The organism is Acidithiobacillus sp. TH-A36, assembly GCF_057473445.1.
Genome location: NZ_JBYCKP010000082.1, coordinates 1 through 16,804 on the forward strand (window position 1 = coordinate 1; position 16,804 = coordinate 16,804).

At 53.7% G+C, this 16,804-nt stretch carries 19 protein-coding genes; 16 read left to right on the forward strand and 3 right to left on the reverse strand.

Going from position 1 to position 16,804, the window contains the following annotated elements; all coding sequences use genetic code 11:
• The 6 genes from rodA to AC2VLY_RS02130 form a co-directional block, all read left to right on the forward strand.
• Positions 1-836 (forward strand): rod shape-determining protein RodA (gene rodA / locus AC2VLY_RS02105; RefSeq protein ID WP_486921696.1); only part of this gene is annotated, 836 nt, incomplete at its 5' end.
• 286 nt (positions 837-1,122) lie between these two features.
• Positions 1,123-2,289, forward strand: a complete 1,167-nt coding sequence (locus AC2VLY_RS02110; protein ID WP_193651103.1) for a D-alanyl-D-alanine carboxypeptidase family protein — start codon at positions 1,123-1,125, stop codon at positions 2,287-2,289.
• A gap of 19 nt (positions 2,290-2,308) precedes the next feature.
• The gene (locus AC2VLY_RS02115; RefSeq protein WP_010637236.1) at positions 2,309-2,575 is read left to right on the forward strand and encodes a YbeD family protein; all 267 of its coding nucleotides are present in this window, start codon (positions 2,309-2,311) and stop codon (positions 2,573-2,575) included.
• Entirely contained in the window at positions 2,572-3,213 is a 642-nt protein-coding gene (lipB, locus tag AC2VLY_RS02120; RefSeq protein ID WP_300251024.1) for a lipoyl(octanoyl) transferase LipB, read from the forward strand. The genes AC2VLY_RS02115 and lipB overlap by 4 nt, the downstream gene beginning before the upstream one ends.
• 2 nt (positions 3,214-3,215) lie before the next feature.
• Positions 3,216-4,172: a lipoyl synthase gene (lipA, locus tag AC2VLY_RS02125; protein WP_193651101.1), complete on the forward strand. Its 957-nt coding sequence runs from the start codon at positions 3,216-3,218 to the stop codon at positions 4,170-4,172.
• A gap of 12 nt (positions 4,173-4,184) precedes the next feature.
• On the forward strand, positions 4,185-4,985 hold the full coding sequence (locus AC2VLY_RS02130; RefSeq protein WP_486894304.1) for a YdcF family protein: 801 nt from the start codon (positions 4,185-4,187) through the stop codon (positions 4,983-4,985).
• Positions 4,986-4,997: 12 nt separating this feature from the next.
• Here the strand turns inward: AC2VLY_RS02130 and AC2VLY_RS02135 are convergent, their stop codons facing one another.
• Positions 4,998-6,089, reverse strand: a complete 1,092-nt coding sequence (locus AC2VLY_RS02135) for a L,D-transpeptidase family protein (protein WP_193651099.1) — start codon at positions 6,087-6,089, stop codon at positions 4,998-5,000.
• Positions 6,090-6,196: 107 nt separating this feature from the next.
• Between AC2VLY_RS02135 and AC2VLY_RS02140 the strand changes: the two genes are divergently transcribed.
• The 10 genes from AC2VLY_RS02140 to AC2VLY_RS02185 all read left to right on the forward strand — a co-directional run bounded on the left by AC2VLY_RS02140 (position 6,197) and on the right by AC2VLY_RS02185 (position 15,350).
• The gene (locus AC2VLY_RS02140; protein ID WP_486894306.1) at positions 6,197-6,628 is read left to right on the forward strand and encodes a hypothetical protein; all 432 of its coding nucleotides are present in this window, start codon (positions 6,197-6,199) and stop codon (positions 6,626-6,628) included.
• A gap of 80 nt (positions 6,629-6,708) precedes the next feature.
• A complete protein-coding gene (locus AC2VLY_RS02145) occupies positions 6,709-8,205 on the forward strand; it encodes a hypothetical protein (RefSeq protein ID WP_486894307.1) in 1,497 nt (498 codons plus the stop codon).
• A gap of 9 nt (positions 8,206-8,214) precedes the next feature.
• A complete protein-coding gene (locus AC2VLY_RS02150) occupies positions 8,215-9,363 on the forward strand; it encodes a response regulator (protein ID WP_486894308.1) in 1,149 nt (382 codons plus the stop codon).
• A 51-nt stretch (positions 9,364-9,414) separates the two neighbouring features.
• Positions 9,415-9,981, forward strand: coding sequence for a GTP-binding protein (locus AC2VLY_RS02155; RefSeq protein WP_193651095.1), 567 nt, complete (start codon positions 9,415-9,417; stop codon positions 9,979-9,981).
• The gene (locus tag AC2VLY_RS02160; RefSeq protein ID WP_193651094.1) at positions 9,978-10,616 is read left to right on the forward strand and encodes a roadblock/LC7 domain-containing protein; all 639 of its coding nucleotides are present in this window, start codon (positions 9,978-9,980) and stop codon (positions 10,614-10,616) included. Before AC2VLY_RS02155 ends, AC2VLY_RS02160 begins: the two co-directional genes overlap by 4 nt.
• A 52-nt stretch (positions 10,617-10,668) precedes the next feature.
• Positions 10,669-11,031, forward strand: a complete 363-nt coding sequence (locus AC2VLY_RS02165) for a roadblock/LC7 domain-containing protein (RefSeq protein ID WP_024892973.1) — start codon at positions 10,669-10,671, stop codon at positions 11,029-11,031.
• A gap of 89 nt (positions 11,032-11,120) precedes the next feature.
• Positions 11,121-11,993 (forward strand): glycine--tRNA ligase subunit alpha, encoded by an 873-nt coding sequence (gene glyQ, locus AC2VLY_RS02170; protein ID WP_486921697.1) that lies wholly within the window; start codon positions 11,121-11,123, stop codon positions 11,991-11,993.
• Complete coding sequence (gene glyS / locus AC2VLY_RS02175; RefSeq protein WP_486894074.1) at positions 11,993-14,092, forward strand: glycine--tRNA ligase subunit beta; 2,100 nt, start codon at positions 11,993-11,995, stop codon at positions 14,090-14,092. The genes glyQ and glyS overlap by 1 nt, the downstream gene beginning before the upstream one ends.
• Positions 14,092-14,631: a D-glycero-beta-D-manno-heptose 1,7-bisphosphate 7-phosphatase gene (gene gmhB / locus AC2VLY_RS02180; RefSeq protein ID WP_193651092.1), complete on the forward strand. Its 540-nt coding sequence runs from the start codon at positions 14,092-14,094 to the stop codon at positions 14,629-14,631. The genes glyS and gmhB overlap by 1 nt, the downstream gene beginning before the upstream one ends.
• On the forward strand, positions 14,628-15,350 hold the full coding sequence (locus AC2VLY_RS02185) for a lysophospholipid acyltransferase family protein (RefSeq protein ID WP_193651091.1): 723 nt from the start codon (positions 14,628-14,630) through the stop codon (positions 15,348-15,350). The genes gmhB and AC2VLY_RS02185 overlap by 4 nt, the downstream gene beginning before the upstream one ends.
• Here the strand turns inward: AC2VLY_RS02185 and AC2VLY_RS02190 are convergent.
• On the reverse strand, positions 15,316-16,206 hold the full coding sequence (locus AC2VLY_RS02190) for an ATP-grasp domain-containing protein (protein ID WP_486891810.1): 891 nt from the start codon (positions 16,204-16,206) through the stop codon (positions 15,316-15,318). The genes AC2VLY_RS02185 and AC2VLY_RS02190 overlap by 35 nt on opposite strands.
• Positions 16,207-16,208: 2 nt before the next feature.
• Positions 16,209-16,532: a hypothetical protein gene (locus AC2VLY_RS02195; RefSeq protein WP_227485366.1), complete on the reverse strand. Its 324-nt coding sequence runs from the start codon at positions 16,530-16,532 to the stop codon at positions 16,209-16,211.
• Positions 16,533-16,804 lie beyond the last annotated feature (272 nt).

Consider the following 16,804-nt stretch of genomic DNA (forward strand, 5'->3'; position numbering starts at 1 on the left):
CCCTGGTCGCTGGCAAAACCAGCCTCGGAGCCAGACGCTGGTTAGGTGCCGGACCCATCACCTTTCAGCCCTCGGAACTCATGAAACTGGCTTTACCCCTACTGATGGCCTACTACTACTCCCAGCAGGAAAACGTGCGCCATTGGCGTGCCGCAATTACCGGATTGATACTGATCGCCATCCCCTTTCTGTTGATTGCCAAGGAGCCAGATCTGGGTACCGCCGCCCAAATTGGTGCCGCTGGCATTTTCATGATGTGGCTGGCTGGCGTGCGACGGCGCTGGTTTATTGGACTACTCATCATTGTCGCAGTCAGTGGACCCGTCATGTGGCATTTTCTGCACGGTTATCAAAAGGAGCGCATTCTGACTTTCCTTGACCCTCAACGCGACCCTTTGGGAGCGGGATATCACATCATTCAGAGCATGATTGCTGTTGGCTCCGGGGGGTTTTGGGGAAAGGGCTGGTTTAACGGTACCCAGGTGAATCTCGACTTTTTGCCCGAAGCACAAACAGATTTTGTTTTTGCCGGTTTTGCCGAAGAATTCGGTCTTTTTGGCGTGCTCATTCTAATCGCCACTTACCTCCTGATTGTCCTGCGCGGACTGGTCATCGCCTTTGAAAGTCGGGATGCCTTTGGCCGCTTGATTGCCGGCACCCTGAGTCTGACATTTTTTCTGTATATTTTTATCAACATGGGGATGACCACGGGGATTTTACCTGTAGTCGGAGTGCCACTGCCCCTCATCAGCTATGGCGGTACGGCCATGCTGACATTTATGATCGGATTGGGGATTCTGATGTCAGTCCACGCACATCCACGAACCCATGAATAGCACTGCAAACGGTGGTGGGCCGGGAAGCTTTTTGCTCCAACGTCCCTTGCCTGTTGTTCCAAGGCTCATCCTCCTCGCCCTGCGGGCTCAGACAGCTCTCCTGACGGGCGCGGGCTTTCGCCAAGAACAATAACGGCGCGGGACAAAGTCGCGGTAAAGCTTCCCGGCCCAGCACCGGTTGCAGGACAATGAGCAAACAGACATAGCTTTCTTGGCGGACATCATTATAATTCTTCGGATATCTCCAAGATTACACTCTAATTAAAGACTACGTATTGAGGCCCTGATGATTTTCCGCCCATCGCTGATGAGTAAAGTTTTTCTTGTTTTTTTCGGGCTGCTTTTTGCCAGCACCGCCTTTGCCGTCGTGCCGACCCCAAGGCTCCCCACGCCTCCAGCACCTGCCCTGCCGTCCATCGTCAGCTATGTGCTGATGGACTATGACACGGGCCAGATTATTGCGGCAAAAAGTGAAAACCTGCGCCGCGCACCGGCCAGTCTCACCAAGCTGATGACGGCCTATCTGACCTATCAGGCCATCCACAATGGCACCCTCAATCTCAATGAAAACATTCAAATATCCAACACAGCCTGGAAAACTGGTGGTTCCAGCATGTTCATCCAGCCCGGTCTGGCGGTCAATATTGACCAACTCCTACATGGGCTACTGATTGATTCGGGCAACGATGCCGCCGTGGCATTGGCCGAAACCGTGGCAGGAAGCCAGTCCGGATTTGTAACCCTGATGAATGAAACGGCAGCACAACTGGGACTGCATGATACCCATTACAATAATGTTGATGGCTTACCGGATGACAACCTGTATACCACTGCTCTGGATGTAGCGCAGCTATCCCGGACGCTGATTCAACAATACCCTCAAGTCATTCAAATTACGAAACAAAAATCCTATACCTACAACAAAATCACCCAACGGAGCTGGAATCCCGTGCTGTTTCGGGATCCCAGCGTGGATGGCCTGAAAACCGGACTGACAGATGCCTCCGGCTATTGCATTGACGCTACGGCTCAACGCAGTGGTCGGCGCCTGATCGCCGTAGTGATGGGTGGACCCAACTGGGCTGGCAGTACCAATGCCGTAGAAGCACTGTTGGACTACGGTTACCGTTTTTTTGTGAACCATCCGGTTTATCAGTCAGGCCAGCAGGTTGGTAAAATCACGCGGAACGACTTCTCTCCCATGCATGTTCCCGTAGGTGTCACCCAAAAAGTCACCGTCACCGTACCCAAGGGACATTTTTCGGATTTGCAGCGCGTTGTCGAAATCAATCCGAATTTGCAGCTCCCCCTGAAAAAAGGTACGGTCGTGGGAGCATTGGTTTTCCAGCTTGACGGTAAAACACTTAAAACAGTCCCGGTGGTCAGCATGGTTTCTGCTGAGAAAGCCGGCTGGTTATCGCGGATGTTCCATAAAATCGGTGACGCGCTCTGAAGCGGAATGAGGGGCTTGCATGAAGACAGAAACCCGGCAAGCAGATGACTTTCCCCATCTGCATCATGTCAAGGTCATTGGGCAGCATGCTGATCTGCTGGGTGCAGTACGCGAAGCCGTAGAGCCCCATGCCCCCGATTTACCGGAAAGCGCTTTTGCCCTGCGCGCCAGCAGTCAGGGACAGTACCTTTCGGTAACCATCTCTTTGGAAATACAAAATGAAGCCCAGCTTCTGAATATTTATACGGCGGTAAAAGCCGTGGACGGAGTCATCCTCTGCTTATGAATACTTCCCCCATACTGGTGCGCTGCTGGCCCGGAATCCTGCCCTACTTCACCGTGCTCGATGCCATGCGCGAATTCACTACCCAGCGCGATGCGGAAACGCCTGATCAGATGTGGCTGCTCCAGCATCCGCCGGTATTTACGCTCGGCCGCAATGCCGATGCCGCCGATGTTCTGGATCCTGGCTCCATACCGGTCATCCGCAGTGATCGGGGGGGCAAGGTGACCTACCATGGTCCGGGGCAATGGATTGTTTACCTGCTGATTGATTTACCCAGAATGGGTATTAATGTACGGCAACTCACCAGCATGATGGAACAGTCCGTTATTCAACTCCTGGCAGATCATGGAGTAAATGCCCATGCTCGTCGGGATGCTCCCGGCGTTTATGTGGGCGAGGCGAAAATCGCCTCTTTAGGTCTGCGCGTCCAGCGCGGACGTAGCTACCATGGTTTAAGCCTGAATACTGATATGGATTTATCTCCTTTTCAGCGCATTCATCCTTGCGGAATGCCCCAACTCGCCGTCACCCAGGTCCATGATCTCTGTCCCGACTGGCCCAGTCGAGACGTTGCCGAAGCGTTGATGAACGCGCTTTCCGATCAGCTGCAACGGCCTCTGAAAAAAGGAGGCGCCTGATCATGGAAATCCGCTCAGACAAAAAAGCCGGAAGGGGTGCTGAAAAAACAGCCCGCAATCCTATTCCGATCCCCATCGTTCCCGTAGAAACGCCGAGAGTGCCTAAACCGCAATGGTTGAGAGTACGCTCCCCTTTGTCTCCGGAAGTCGACCGGCTCAAAAAAATTCTGCGCGCAGCGGATCTGCATACCGTCTGTGAGGAAGCTTCGTGCCCCAATCTGGGTGAATGCTTCGGCGGCGGAACGGCCACCTTCATGATTCTGGGCGATGTATGCACACGTCGCTGCCCGTTTTGTGATGTGGCCCACGGCCGCCCCAATCCTCCTGATTCGGCAGAACCGCTGCACCTTGCCCAGACAGTCGCGACGATGGGACTGCGTTTTGTGGTCATCACCTCCGTGGATCGGGATGATCTAAGAGATGGCGGTGCCCAGCATTTCGCAAAAGTAATCCGTGCATTACGCGATCATTGTCCGAGTCTCCACATAGAAATTCTGGTGCCCGACTTTCGTGGACGCGTCGATAAAGCCCTGACGGCGCTTCGCAATACACCCCCAGATGTATTCAATCACAACCTCGAAACGGTGCCTCGCCTTTATTTACAGGCCCGACCCGGTGCCGATTATCGACATTCCCTCAATTTACTTGCGGCCTTCAAGGCAGAACATCCAGATATTCCCAGCAAATCAGGGCTGATGCTTGGGCTTGGAGAAGAGCTGGATGAAATTCGTGAGGTCATGCAGGACCTTCGAGAAGCTGGTTGCGAGTTGCTGACCTTGGGACAGTATTTGTCTCCTTCCCGTCACCACCTGCCCGTAGCCCGCTTCGTGCCCCCGGATGAATTTGAAATCCTGCGCCTGGATGGCTTGGCCATGGGCTTCCGTCATGTCGCCAGCGGCCCGCTGGTACGCTCTTCCTACCATGCCGAACGCAGTTTTCACGAAATGACCGAAGACTGACCGGAAGCTTCCATGCTGCTGCGTTACACCACGGTACTGACGCTGGCATCGGCGCTACTCCAACCCCCGGGAGTATTGTTCCTGTTGGTCATGTTTGGCTGGCTGAGTGAGGTGCTGGGCTGGCGATACTGTGGACGGACGCTGATTATTCTGGCGCTGGGCATTCTATACTTTTTTTCAACCGCGATCGGTGCCCGATTGCTGCTCATGCCTCTGGAAAACCGCTACCCAACCCTAAACCAGCCATTAACGGGAGCAGAGCGCCCAGAGGCCATTGTCGTACTGGGTGGGGGTGAAGTCATGGATTCTCCCCATTCCCGCCTGGAAACCGCCAATGCCCGCACTTTGGTACGGCTCATGGCAGCAGCGCGACTCGCCAACCGCACACAGCTACCTGTGGTCCCCAGTGGCGGAGCGCCGCGTTTCGGAGTCGCTGCGGAAGCCACGACCATGGCACACATTCTCCGCCAGGATTTTCACGTTACCAGTCCAATATGGCCGGAAACCCACTCTTACAATACGGCGGCCAACGCTGCCGACTCCAGCGCCTTGCTGGCCGCGCATCATATCCAAAAAATATATCTGGTGACTTCAGCCCTGCACATGCCTCGGGCTGTCGCCTGGTTTCGCTTGTCTCACCTGGAAGTGATCCCTGTACCCACCGACTATCGGCTGAATCGGGTCCGGGAACTGAAGCTGGATAGCTGGCTACCTCGAGCCATTTTCATGGAAATCAGCAGTGAGGCCTGCCATGAATACCTTGGCCTGCTCTGGCTTTGGCTGCAAGAACAGGGCCTCGGTAACGGCAATTAATATTCACGGAAGTTACTGGCCTTTACTATCCGGGAGACTCACTTGCACATGCAAATGTTCGCGATCACTGGGTTTGGCCAGCTGCAACGGCGCCGGTACTGCTGCACCATTGGCTGAAGGCCCATAAGGCGCATAAGCATAAGGCTTGGCTGGTACGGCGGCAGCCAGGGTCTGGTAACTGGGCGAATTCACACCGATGGGCAAAGCCACTGTGTTGTGCTCACCGACAATGCGCCGCACCTTGCTCCAGTCAATTGCCTGCTGAATATGATTTTCCGCCATGAAATTCTTGATGCGCATGGCTGCCCGCTGCAACTCGGGAACCCCCTTGTGGTAGGTGTCCATGGGCTTGTAGGACTGCAAATAGACTTCGCCATTGTGCACGCCTACCAGATTAGGCATATCTATAATTCGCACCGGGGTTCCGACCGGAACCATGGGGAATAATTGTGCGACATTTTCAGGGAACATCTGAAAACAGCCCTGGCTGGCGCGCATACCCACACCCCAGGGATGATAGGTGCCATGAATAAATATCCCTGAAAGGCCCGTTTCCATGGCCAGCTCACCCATCGGGTTTTCCGGTCCAGGCGGCCAATACCAGGGAATATCCATGTGGAATTTTGTCTTGAACCAGGAATGAATATTTTTGGGAACATTCCAGGCCGGCATTTTGAACTTGGCAATAATCTGGGTTGTAGTCAGATTCTCTTTCCAACCAGGCAGAAACACACCTACCGGATAGGTGTACACCACATGATCATCATTCGGGAAAAAGTAAATCCGCCGTGCGGGTATATCCACCACGATTCCGGTCCAGGGCTTGGGCGGCAATATATACTGAGCCGGTATGACCACCTTACTAGCCTGCCCCGGTAACCAGGGATTCACTCCGGGATTGGCTTTGGTAACCTGATTGTAGCCCAGATCGTAAAACCGGCCGATATCCAGAAGTGTGTCGTCTCGATGCGTAGTGACTGCATGCAATGTACCCACCACATTGCCGTGCTCTGGCAAGGGAAACACGCTCGCCTGAGCGAAGCCAACACCCAAAGCACTTAGTGCAGCAGTTAACAGCCAGATACCCCATTGTTTTTGCTTCATTAGCCTTCCTGTTTACGACAAATACCATTAAGATGCCCAGCCAATCCAAAGGATCGTTGGCAGCATTTTGTTTAACGGTCATAATCATAAGGGAAAAGGAGGCCTTTATGGAATCACCTCATCTGATATTTCTAAAAAATGTAGCGCAGGGAGCACCGGCAAACTCACCAGAAATCCGTGATGCCCTCCACCGCCTCGACCATATGCTTAGCGATCTGGCCAGCGACCTGCAGATCCCTTTCGTGGGGCCGTGCGTGGGTTTGCGCCACGCACCGGAACAGCATTTGCTCAGCGTCGCGGATCATCGCTGGTCCCAAGCCGATTCCTATTGGGGTGCAGCCATCTGCAGCCATCATCCTGTTTACGGCTTGCGAGCAGAATGGACGCTGGCCACGGTCAGTCGCGAAAGATTGCCCATTGTCGTCCGGGCCTTGCCCGGCTTTTTTTCTGGCTACGCGGCCATTGCCGCACAATCTGCTGATCCCTCGCGCCAGAGCGTGTCCCGGTTAAAATCCCTCGCTGAACTGTTTGCACATTGACAGAACATTTAAAACGCCTATTTACGGGGCTATGAGTCAATTGCCGCAAAAATGCGTTTAACCGGAAGTGAGCTTCGTGTATGGAACTACCCCTAAGCAGCCTGATTATTATTGTGTTACTGCTCGCCCTGGTGGTTTCAGCGGGGTTGTGGAAGCTGTTCAGCAGAAAACGGCTGCTTAAAAATACCGTAAAACCCCAAAAAATCACGCCTGCCCCTAAAAACTCAGCTTCGGTTCCAACTGTACAAATTGCCGGAACAGACGGTTCTGATGTTACGCATCATGCCACCTCTACTGAAGTGGATGAGACCAGTATCCTGGATGAAATTGAAATATACCTCGCTTACGGCCATCTGGAGCAAGCGGCCACCTCACTCAGCTGGTACGTTATCCACAATCCTGATGATACCCGGCAAAGCCGGAGATTACTGGCTTTATATCAGGAAATTCCAGACCTGGATCGTTTTGCGGAATTGCTGGCTAATTTGTGTGATTCAGGAATCATATCAGGCGTCGAAGCCCAGGATCTGACCCTTGCCGGTCTGCAAGCTGACCCGGAAAACCTCCAACTCCGTGTGCTTGCCGAAAATCTGGGCATCAGCAATGGTCAGTTGGCAGCCATTAACACAATCAAAACCAGCGAAGCCCAGCTGGCACCTTCATCGGCGCTCATCAGGGTACAACAGGAACTCCAGCAGGCCCTTGTCAACCCCGAACCCATGGATATGGATCTCAGCGGCTTTTCCGAAAAGCCTCTGCAATCATTCCAGAGCAACGATCCTTCTGAAATGGTCAGCAATAATGTAGAAGTGCTGCTCCAAGGTGATGTAAAAATTGACGCTATAACTCCCAGGGAGTGGGAAACGGCTACGACTCTGGCAGACCCCTTGGCTACTATTCGCACATTACTGACGGCCCAGCAGATTCAGGAGGCCGAACGGATTTTAAAACGCAATCTCATTTTTGAACCACGTAAGTTGATACTGCATGCAACCTTGCTGGATATTTTTTACCGACAAAAACGCTGTGACAATTACGCAGAATCTTTATTGCAGTTATATATCAGTTTGTGGGGAGCTGGCAGTGCACTCCGTACCCGAATGCTTAAACATGGCCGACAACTGGGCGAACATCCACTCTGGGATCATCTGGTAGCCAGTGAGGCAGACAAGCATATTCTCGCTGAACAGGCAGAAAAATATGGTCTCTATCTTCCCTTGACGGCTATCCCATTTTCCAGCCCGGCACTGGTTCTGGAGGAGATTCATCGTAATCATCAGATCATGGCCCACAACAATGATGACAGTATTCTTGAAGAATTCGACAGCCTGCTGGAGTACGGACAAGTGGAAGAGGCCGTTGATCTTCTTGAAAAAGCCACCCTGGCACGTCCTGATCACGAGTTTTACTATCGCCCGCTTCTGGAAATGTATGAGCGCATGGGCGCTCATGAACGCTTTTCCAGCTTTACCCGATCCATACTCAATATGGATACCCCACCTGATGAAGAAATCATGCGGCAGATGTTCAGCCTTGCTGAACGCATGCAACGCCAACCGCAGCGACAGGTTATTTAGGATTTGATCATGACGAATAATACTCCAGACAATGCCAGCATTCTCGTCCGCAGCTTCGGCATGGACACCCGTAAAGAGGCTGTTTTTCGCATGGCGTTTAAAATGCATACACGGCGTCAGTATCAACTGCTGGAATCGGGAGATGATCGCGTCGCCCACCTGAGTATTGTGGACATTGACGGGCCAGGGGGCACTGAACTCGCGAGAAATTTGCATCAGAGCGAACCTGAGCAGCGGATACTCGTGACCACTATAGCTTCACCGGCAGATTGTATTTTCCCCATACTCCAAAAGCCGGTGCGCATGGAAACCTTGTTCCCGGCATTGGAAGCTCTCCTGCTGGATACACCCGGAACAGCTGAAAAACAGGATACCAATGTCAAGCCCATACGACCGGATATAGCAGTCCCGATCACCAGCCTCCATACTCAGCATGCCAGTCCATCCCCGGCTCTGCAAAATGCACCAGAAGTACCCGTAGCACCCAGCAAGCCCGCTCCCGTTCTTCGCCCCGAGGAAGTGCAGTATTTTAATCCTGATGAAGGATTCTTGGGACTTCTAAAAATTGCCCAGCGCGATCATGGCATTAGCATAATTTCCGATCAAAACCAGCGCGCGATTGTGCGCCTTGATCCCTCCGCAGACCAGGCAGCAGCCCTAATAGATGATGAACAACTGCAGCAACTGTGCCAGGTTTCTGCCAGTAATCTGCAGTTGAGAGCCCCAAGAGATGGCGATTCAGGAGAAAAAGGCAGCCTTCGTCATATGTCCCTGCAATCCTTGCTCTGGCAAGTAGCCGCATGGACAGCCAATGGGCGATTGAATCAAAAATTGCCACTCAACGCCCCGGTTCAGCTGAAACAATGGCCTAATCTGACGCGTCTGCCCATGCTTCCTGATGCATTAAGACTGGCTGCGTTTCTGGCACGTTCCCCGGCCTCGCCCGCGCTCACTGTCAAGATGTTACGCATCGAACCCCGGGATTTGTTCAATTTTCTTGCAGCTGCAGACAGCCTGGAATTACTCCGCTACAACACGCCGGAAAATCCAGGCAATATCGTTCGAATGCCACATGATTCAGCATCCTTAGAGACAGAAATTCCTGCAGCCAAGCGAAGCTTTTTGGGCCGTCTCCTGAAACGCATAGCCGGGATATAAGGCTTGCGCGCGCAGCGATGCAAATAACAATGATTTTCAAGGAGCCAATTTGTGAGAGAAGATAATAAAATCGTTTTTACCGGTCCGGTAGGTGCGGGGAAAACCACGGCCATATCCGTATTATCCGATACACCCATCATATCTACAGATGCTCAGGCTTCGGACATGACCCTGAATCGTAAGGGTCATACAACCGTCGCCATGGACTATGGCATTCTCAAACTGGACACCCAGACCAAGATTCATCTATATGGCACCCCGGGTCAAGAACGCTTTGATTTTATGTGGGACATCCTGACCACAGGCGGACTGGGTCTGGTGCTCATGCTGGACAACACTCGCCCCAATCCCAAGAAGGATCTCCACTTTTTTCTGCACGCCTTCAAGGACTACATCATCAATGTTCCAGTCGTCATTGGCATTTCCAAAACCGATGTCCAGAACCATCCAGGTCCCGCCGATTATGCGAACATGCTTCCTGAAGTCACCGCTGACCTCAAAATGCTCAATCCCATCCCCCCCATTTTTGAAATTGATGGCCGCAAAAAGGAGGACATCAAAAACCTGGTCATGGCCCTGCTTTATTCCATTGACCCGGGAATTGGAGACATCTTATGAGTGTAGAGCTGGTTGCAACGCGTACTGAAGTATACGCTGAGCTTACTCCTGCAGGAGCCTTTTACGCGACTTCCAGTCCTGATCAGGAAGGTAATCGTACCATTCTGTTGCACGTACTACGCGAAGGTCACCGCGCTCCTTTTACGACGGAAATTGCCAGTCAATGGGCGGAAAACAACAATACGGATAAAGCCTTGCGCAGCATTTTCCGGCTACAGCGCCTTGGTCTTCTACGCGGTACCCATCAGGCCCGTACTGACAGCACACTGCGACTGGAAGACGCGTTACCACCGCTACTGGCCCGCCTGTCTGACCAGCAAAAAACCCTCCTGGCCGATGAAAATGGTTTTTATCTGGCTGCAGCAGGCTTTGCTCATGAAGCTGCGGAGGAGCTGGCGGGACTTTCTGCTGATCTGCTTTCCCTGCAATCACGCCATAATCGCCTGCTCAAAAACAATTTACGGGTCAACACGGAAACCTGGGGGCTGCTGGACCCATCCGGTCGATCGGAATTGGGCTTTTGGCCGCTGTTCATCGGACAACAGCGTTTCATGCTCGTCGTCAGCGGAACGCCCCGTCTCCAGGATCAATCATTCGTGACCTTGGTTCAGGATCTCGACAAACGTTACCGCTAAGCACAACCCACTTTAATATTGCATTATTGACAGTTTATTCAGGAGAAACACCATGCGCGAAGAAATGCTCAAATCCATCCTCAGTGACCTCAATGGCTCATCCGCCGATATTGAGGCTTCTGCGGTCATCTCCACAGATGGTCTGACCATCGCCTCCCTGCTTTCTTCCACCATGGACGAGGACCGCGTCGGTGCGATGGCTGCCGCCATGCTATCCCTGGGCGACCGAACGGCAGCAGAGCTGGCTCGCGGCGAACTCGAACAGGTCATGATCAAGGGCGATAACGGTTATGTGCTGCTCATTCATGCCGGCCCCGATGCGGTACTGACCATTATCGCCCGCAAAGAAGCCAAGCTGGGTCTGGTATTTCTGGATGCCAAACGTGCGTCAAGTGGCATTGCCGAATTGCTGTGAGCCTCCCTTTTCAAGGGATTTGCTCCTGATCCCTTCACAGCCTCTGCTCCATTGGTTCATAATGCGCCAAATCACTGTCTGAGACGCATATGACTTTTCAGGAAATCATCCAGCGGCTCCAAAACTTCTGGGCCGCTCAGGGTTGCGTGTTGTTGCAGCCCATGGACATGCCCGTTGGAGCCGGTACCTTTCATCCTGCCACCTTTCTCCGCGCTATTGGTCCAGAACCATGGCGAGCCGCTTATGTGCAGCCTTCCAGACGACCCACAGACGGCCGCTACGGAGACAACCCCAATCGTCTCCAGCATTACTACCAGTTTCAGGCGGTACTCAAACCCAACCCGAATAATCTTCAGGATTTATATCTGGAGTCTCTGGCGGTGCTGGGCATTGATCCAAAATTGCAGGACATCCGCTTTGTCGAAGATGACTGGGAATCACCCACGCTGGGTGCCTGGGGTCTCGGCTGGGAGGTCTGGCTGAATGGCATGGAAGTCACCCAGTTTACCTATTTCCAGCAGGTGGGTGGCCTTGATTGTCACCCGGTCATGGGCGAAGTGACCTATGGTCTGGAACGTCTCGCCATGTATCTGCAGGGGGTAGAGAGTGTGTACGATCTGATCTGGACACCGGGCGTACTGTATGGAGATGTGTTTCACCAAAACGAGGTGGAACAGTCCCGCTACAATTTCGAGCTGGCACCCGTAGACGACCTTTTCCAGCGCTTTGATCGCGCCGAGGCAGATTGCCGCAATCTGCTTGATAACAAACTCCCTTTACCAGCCTACGAGCGGGTTCTTGACTGTTCCCATACGTTTAATCTCCTGGATGCCCGCCATGCCATCGGCGTCAATGAACGCGCCCGCTTCATTGGTCGGGTACGCGGACTGGCCAAAGGCGTTGCAGAAATTTATGCAGAAGCCCGTGCCGAACTCGGCCACCCTCTGCTACGGAGTGAATGATGTCAGCCCATGAAAATCCTCTCCAGGAAGATTGCCTTCTGGAAATCGGTTGTGAAGAGCTACCCGCACGTGAGCAGCTCCCCATTCGTGACGCCGCCATTGAACAAATGACGCGCCTGCTCAATGAAGCCGGTCTCAGCTTCGGGCAAATCACAGCTTATGTCACCCCACGGCGTTTGGCGTTATGGATTCAGAACCTGGCCCTGCACAGTCAGCCCCGGGAAAGCATCCGTCGAGGTCCCCCCGTAGAAAGAGCACGTGATGCGGCGGGTAACATAACCCCGGCTGCCGAAGGCTTTGCCCGCTCCTGTGGGGTTGCTTTTGCCAATCTCAGCACCCTCGACACGGAAAAAGGACCGGTGCTGGCCTGGCGGGAAATCGAAGCAGCACGCAGTAGTCACAACATTCTGCCTGACATTGCCAGCCAGACCATTGCCGCCCTCCCCTTGCGTAAACGCATGCACTGGGGGACCCGTGACGACAGCTTCATTCGTCCGGTACGCTGGTTACTGTTGCGGCAAGGACAACAAGTGCTGGACTGGCAGGCATTCGGACTGCAGGCCGGTGGACAGAGCTTTGGTCACCGTGTGCATCACCCTGAAGCGATCCGGATTCTTCAGCCCGCCGATTACGCAGCGGCTTTGCTGGATGGCCAGGTCATGGCCGACTTCGACGCTCGCCGCGCGCATATTTCCCATAAAATTTCGGCCATTGCTGAAGACCTGCGAGCAACTCCCATCTTGCCGGCAGCATTACTGGATGAGATTACCGGACTCAATGAATGGCCAGTCATCCTGATCGGCAGCTTTGCAGAAGATTACCTGCGAATTCCTGAAGAAGCGCTGATTACGGTCATGATGCAACATCAGCGCTATGTCCCGTTACGTGACGCAAACGGTCGCCTGATTTCTCAATACCTGTTTGCCGCCAATATACACAGTCAGGACGCCCGAATTGTCATTCACGGCAATAATCGGGTGCTGCGGGCACGCCTGGCGGATGCGGCTTTTTTCTGGGATCAGGACCGCCAAAAACCCTTGACTGCAAGGCTTCCTGAATTGCAGAACGTCCTCTTTCAGGAAGGGCTGGGCAGCATTTACGACAAAACCCTGCGCCTGCAAAAAGTAGCGCGGTCATTGAGCAGCCCCTGTAACGTCAAAGCCGATGATCTGGAACGCGCAGCGGCACTTTGTAAAAGTGATTTGCTCTCTGGCGTGGTGGGGGAGTTTCCGGAGTTACAAGGCATCATGGGCGGACATTACGCCCGTCATGATGGTGAAAATACCGAGGTCGTTGCGGCCATTGCCCAACATTACCTGCCCAATGGCCGCGATGATGACACGCCGCAAAGTCCTGCAGGCCAGTGCCTGGCCATTGCCGACAAGCTGGATACCCTCTGCGGTTTTTTTGCCATTGGTAAAGTTCCTACCGGTGATCGGGATCCCTTCGCGTTGCGCCGTGCGGCCTTGGGCGTCTTACGCATCATTCTGGATGCAGAGCTTGATCTGCCCCTGGATAAAACCGTGACCCTGACCCTGGAAGCTTTGGGGCATGGCATCGTCAAAGACCCCACCGTCATCCGCACTGGCATACTGGACTTTTTCCAGGACCGGATGCGGGTCTATTTCAGGGAAGAAGGTTTTCGTGCTGACCAGATTAATGCCGTACTCAGTCGTCAACCCCATCAGGTTCTCGATGCCCGTAAACGCCTGGAAGCCCTGGCACGTTTCCTGACCGAACACCAGGCGGCTGAAGCGCTCGCGGCTCTGATCAAACGCGTCAACAATCTGCTTCGCAAGGAAAATGTGGAAGTACAACACGACCCCGATCCACAATTATTTGAAGATCCCGCCGAACATCGGCTCTGGGAACACTGGCAAGTCATGGCCGGGCCCGTTCATGCCCATCTTCAGCACGCACAATATGCCAGCGCACTGGACCTTCTGGCCGGATTACGTCCTTCTGTCGATACCTTTTTCGACAAAGTCATGGTCCTTGCTGAAAATCCCGAAATACGCCAGAACCGCCTTGCTCTCCTCACCAGACTGCAGGATGCGTTTCTGCGTATTGCCGACTTTACGCAACTCCAGGGCTCCTGATGGCGCAGTGGATCATCCTCGATCGGGACGGTGTCATCAATGAAGACAGTAACGCCTTCATTAAATCACCGGCCGAATGGCGACCCATTCCAGGCAGCCTGGAAGCCATCGCCCGCCTCAACCGGGCCGGTTTTCAGGTGGTCGTCGCCACCAATCAATCCGGCGTGGGACGGGGGCTTTTCGATATTCGCACCCTCACAGCCATCCATCAGCGCATGCGCCAGGAACTCGCCGTTTTTGGCGGACGTATTGAAGCCATATTTTTTTGCCCCCACCTGCCCGATGCGGGTTGTCAGTGCCGCAAGCCTTTGCCGGGCATGTTTCATGAAATTGCCGAACGTCTGCAAATTTCTCTTGAGAATGTCCCGGCTATTGGTGACAGCCTGCGGGATCTTCAAGCCGCCCGGGAAGCCGGGGCCAAACCTATTCTCGTGCTCACCGGCAAGGGCCAAAGTACCCGTCGTAATGCCGAAACTGCTGGATTCCCGATTTTCCTGGATCTTGCTGCGGCCGTACAGGCCATCCTGGGTGTCTCTTGATACAAACCCTGCGTAGCGGGATTTTCTACATCGGCTTTACCTTATGGACAATCATCTGGGCATTTTTCACCCTGTTGACCGTCCCCATGCCCCTTTCCGCCCGGGTCTGGTCCAGCCGCCTCTGGGCGCGAACTGCCGTCCTGTGGTTACGCCTGAGTTGCGGATTGAGTTATCAGGTCACCGGCCTGGAAAATATCCCGGATACGCCCTGCGTCATTGTGGCCAACCATCAATCGGCACTGGAAACCCTGTTACTCTGGTGTCTTTTCCCGCGCCTGTCTTATGTCCTCAAACAGGAGTTGTTCCGGATTCCGGTTATCGGCTGGGGCTTGCGTCTGGCCTGGCCGATTGGTATTGATCGCAGTGCCGGTCGTCAGGCACTCGTGCAGGTCATGGAAGAAGGCAAACTACGCCTCGCGGCCGGATTTAATGTGGTCATATTCCCGGAAGGAACCCGTTATCCCTGCGGCGAAGTCGGGCCCTTCAGCAGCACGGCCGCCGGACTGGCCCTGCGCGCAGAAGTCCCGCTTTTACCCATTGCCGTCAACAGCGGCTGCTTTTGGGCCCGTAACGACTGGCGAAAAAAACCCGGAAAAATGGACTTATGGATTGGTCCGGCTTTTGCGCCAAAGGGAAAATCTTCCACTTTGACCGAACAGGCAGAATCCTGGATTCGCAACACCGTCATGCAGATGCCAGGCGAAGCTGCAAAGCCGTAATTACGCGTCCTGCCACGTCCACACCAGTACTTTTTTCAATACCCTCCAGACTGGGTACAGGATTCACTTCCAATACCAGTGCGTTTTGATCCGCGTCCGCCATCAAATCCACACCGGCAAAATCAAGGCCTAATGCAACAGCAGCTTTCCGGGCAATTTCCGCCCAGGACTCAGGCAGATCAGGAAACGCCGAAGCGCGGCCTCCACAGTGCAGATTACTGCGAAAATCTTCCGCCGCAGATTCCCGACGCATGGCCGCAACAACCTCCCCAAACAAGACAATCACCCTGACATCCTGGCGGCCCGGCAAAAAACGCTGAACCATGGCTTCATGCTGCAGACTCAGAAAAGTATCCAGCATCCCCCGCGCGGCTACCGGAGTCTCGGCCAGACTCACCCCGACCCCCTGTGAACCCTGCAATATTTTGTGAACGAGGGGCGTGCCCAGCATCTGCAAGGCCAGCTCTTTTTGCCTGGATTCCGTGAAATAAACGGTTTGTGGAACAGCTATTCCCGCCGCAGCCAGAGCCTGCAGGGAGGCAAATTTGTCTCTTGCCAGTTGCAATGACTCGGCAGAATTCAGACAAAAAGTACCCTCTCCGGCAAAATAGCGCAGCAATCGCGCCCCCAAGGCCGTTATCGGTCCGCCAATGCGGGGAATGATCGCCGCACAATAAGGAAATTTTTCACCCTGCACATAAAGATCCGCATGGACGCCATTCACAGTCAACAGACACTGCTCAGGGGCCAACAACACGGCTTCCATTCCCGCCGCATCCACCACCTGGAGCAATCGTTGGGTGGAATAAAGCCTGGGAAAGCGGGACAGTACCGCAATTCTTGGAGTTTCCGACATATTCAGGACACATCCGCATGAAAAGTCAGCAACGGGAGCTCACCATGGGCGATGGACCTCTCGATGAAACCTGCCCTTCCCGGCTTGATCTGCTCGAGGCTGCTCCGCGCCTCGGATGTCTGTCCGCAGATTGCCGAAAACAATACCTCCAGTTCCAGAGGATTCACCCGCAAACAGCCAAAAGGATCCTCCGCATTTTTGTTGCGCCAAAATAAATTCGGTAGCCAGCCCTTGCTCTGCACCAGCGGATTCAGGTAAAGCGTCCGGCAACGCTCTGCAATTTGTAATTCAGACTGCTCTTTTTGAATATTTTCCATTGATTTCATTTGATCCTTGGTTTGGTCCCTGCAAATTTGTGCCTGTTCCCGCATGGTGCGGCAAGCTGAACGACAAAACCACTTTCCTTGGCAAAGGAATTATTGTGGAGCATAATAGTCAATTATATAAACAGTTAATAATGTTTATTCGCAATAGCTGGCCATTCGGCCAAGGAGTGCAGCAATGAGCGACAACAGCACGCAGCAAGGATTAGCGGGGCACGGGGCTTTTTTCCAGGACACGAACTTATCGGCCAACGAAGCGGAAGCGGCCACGGCGT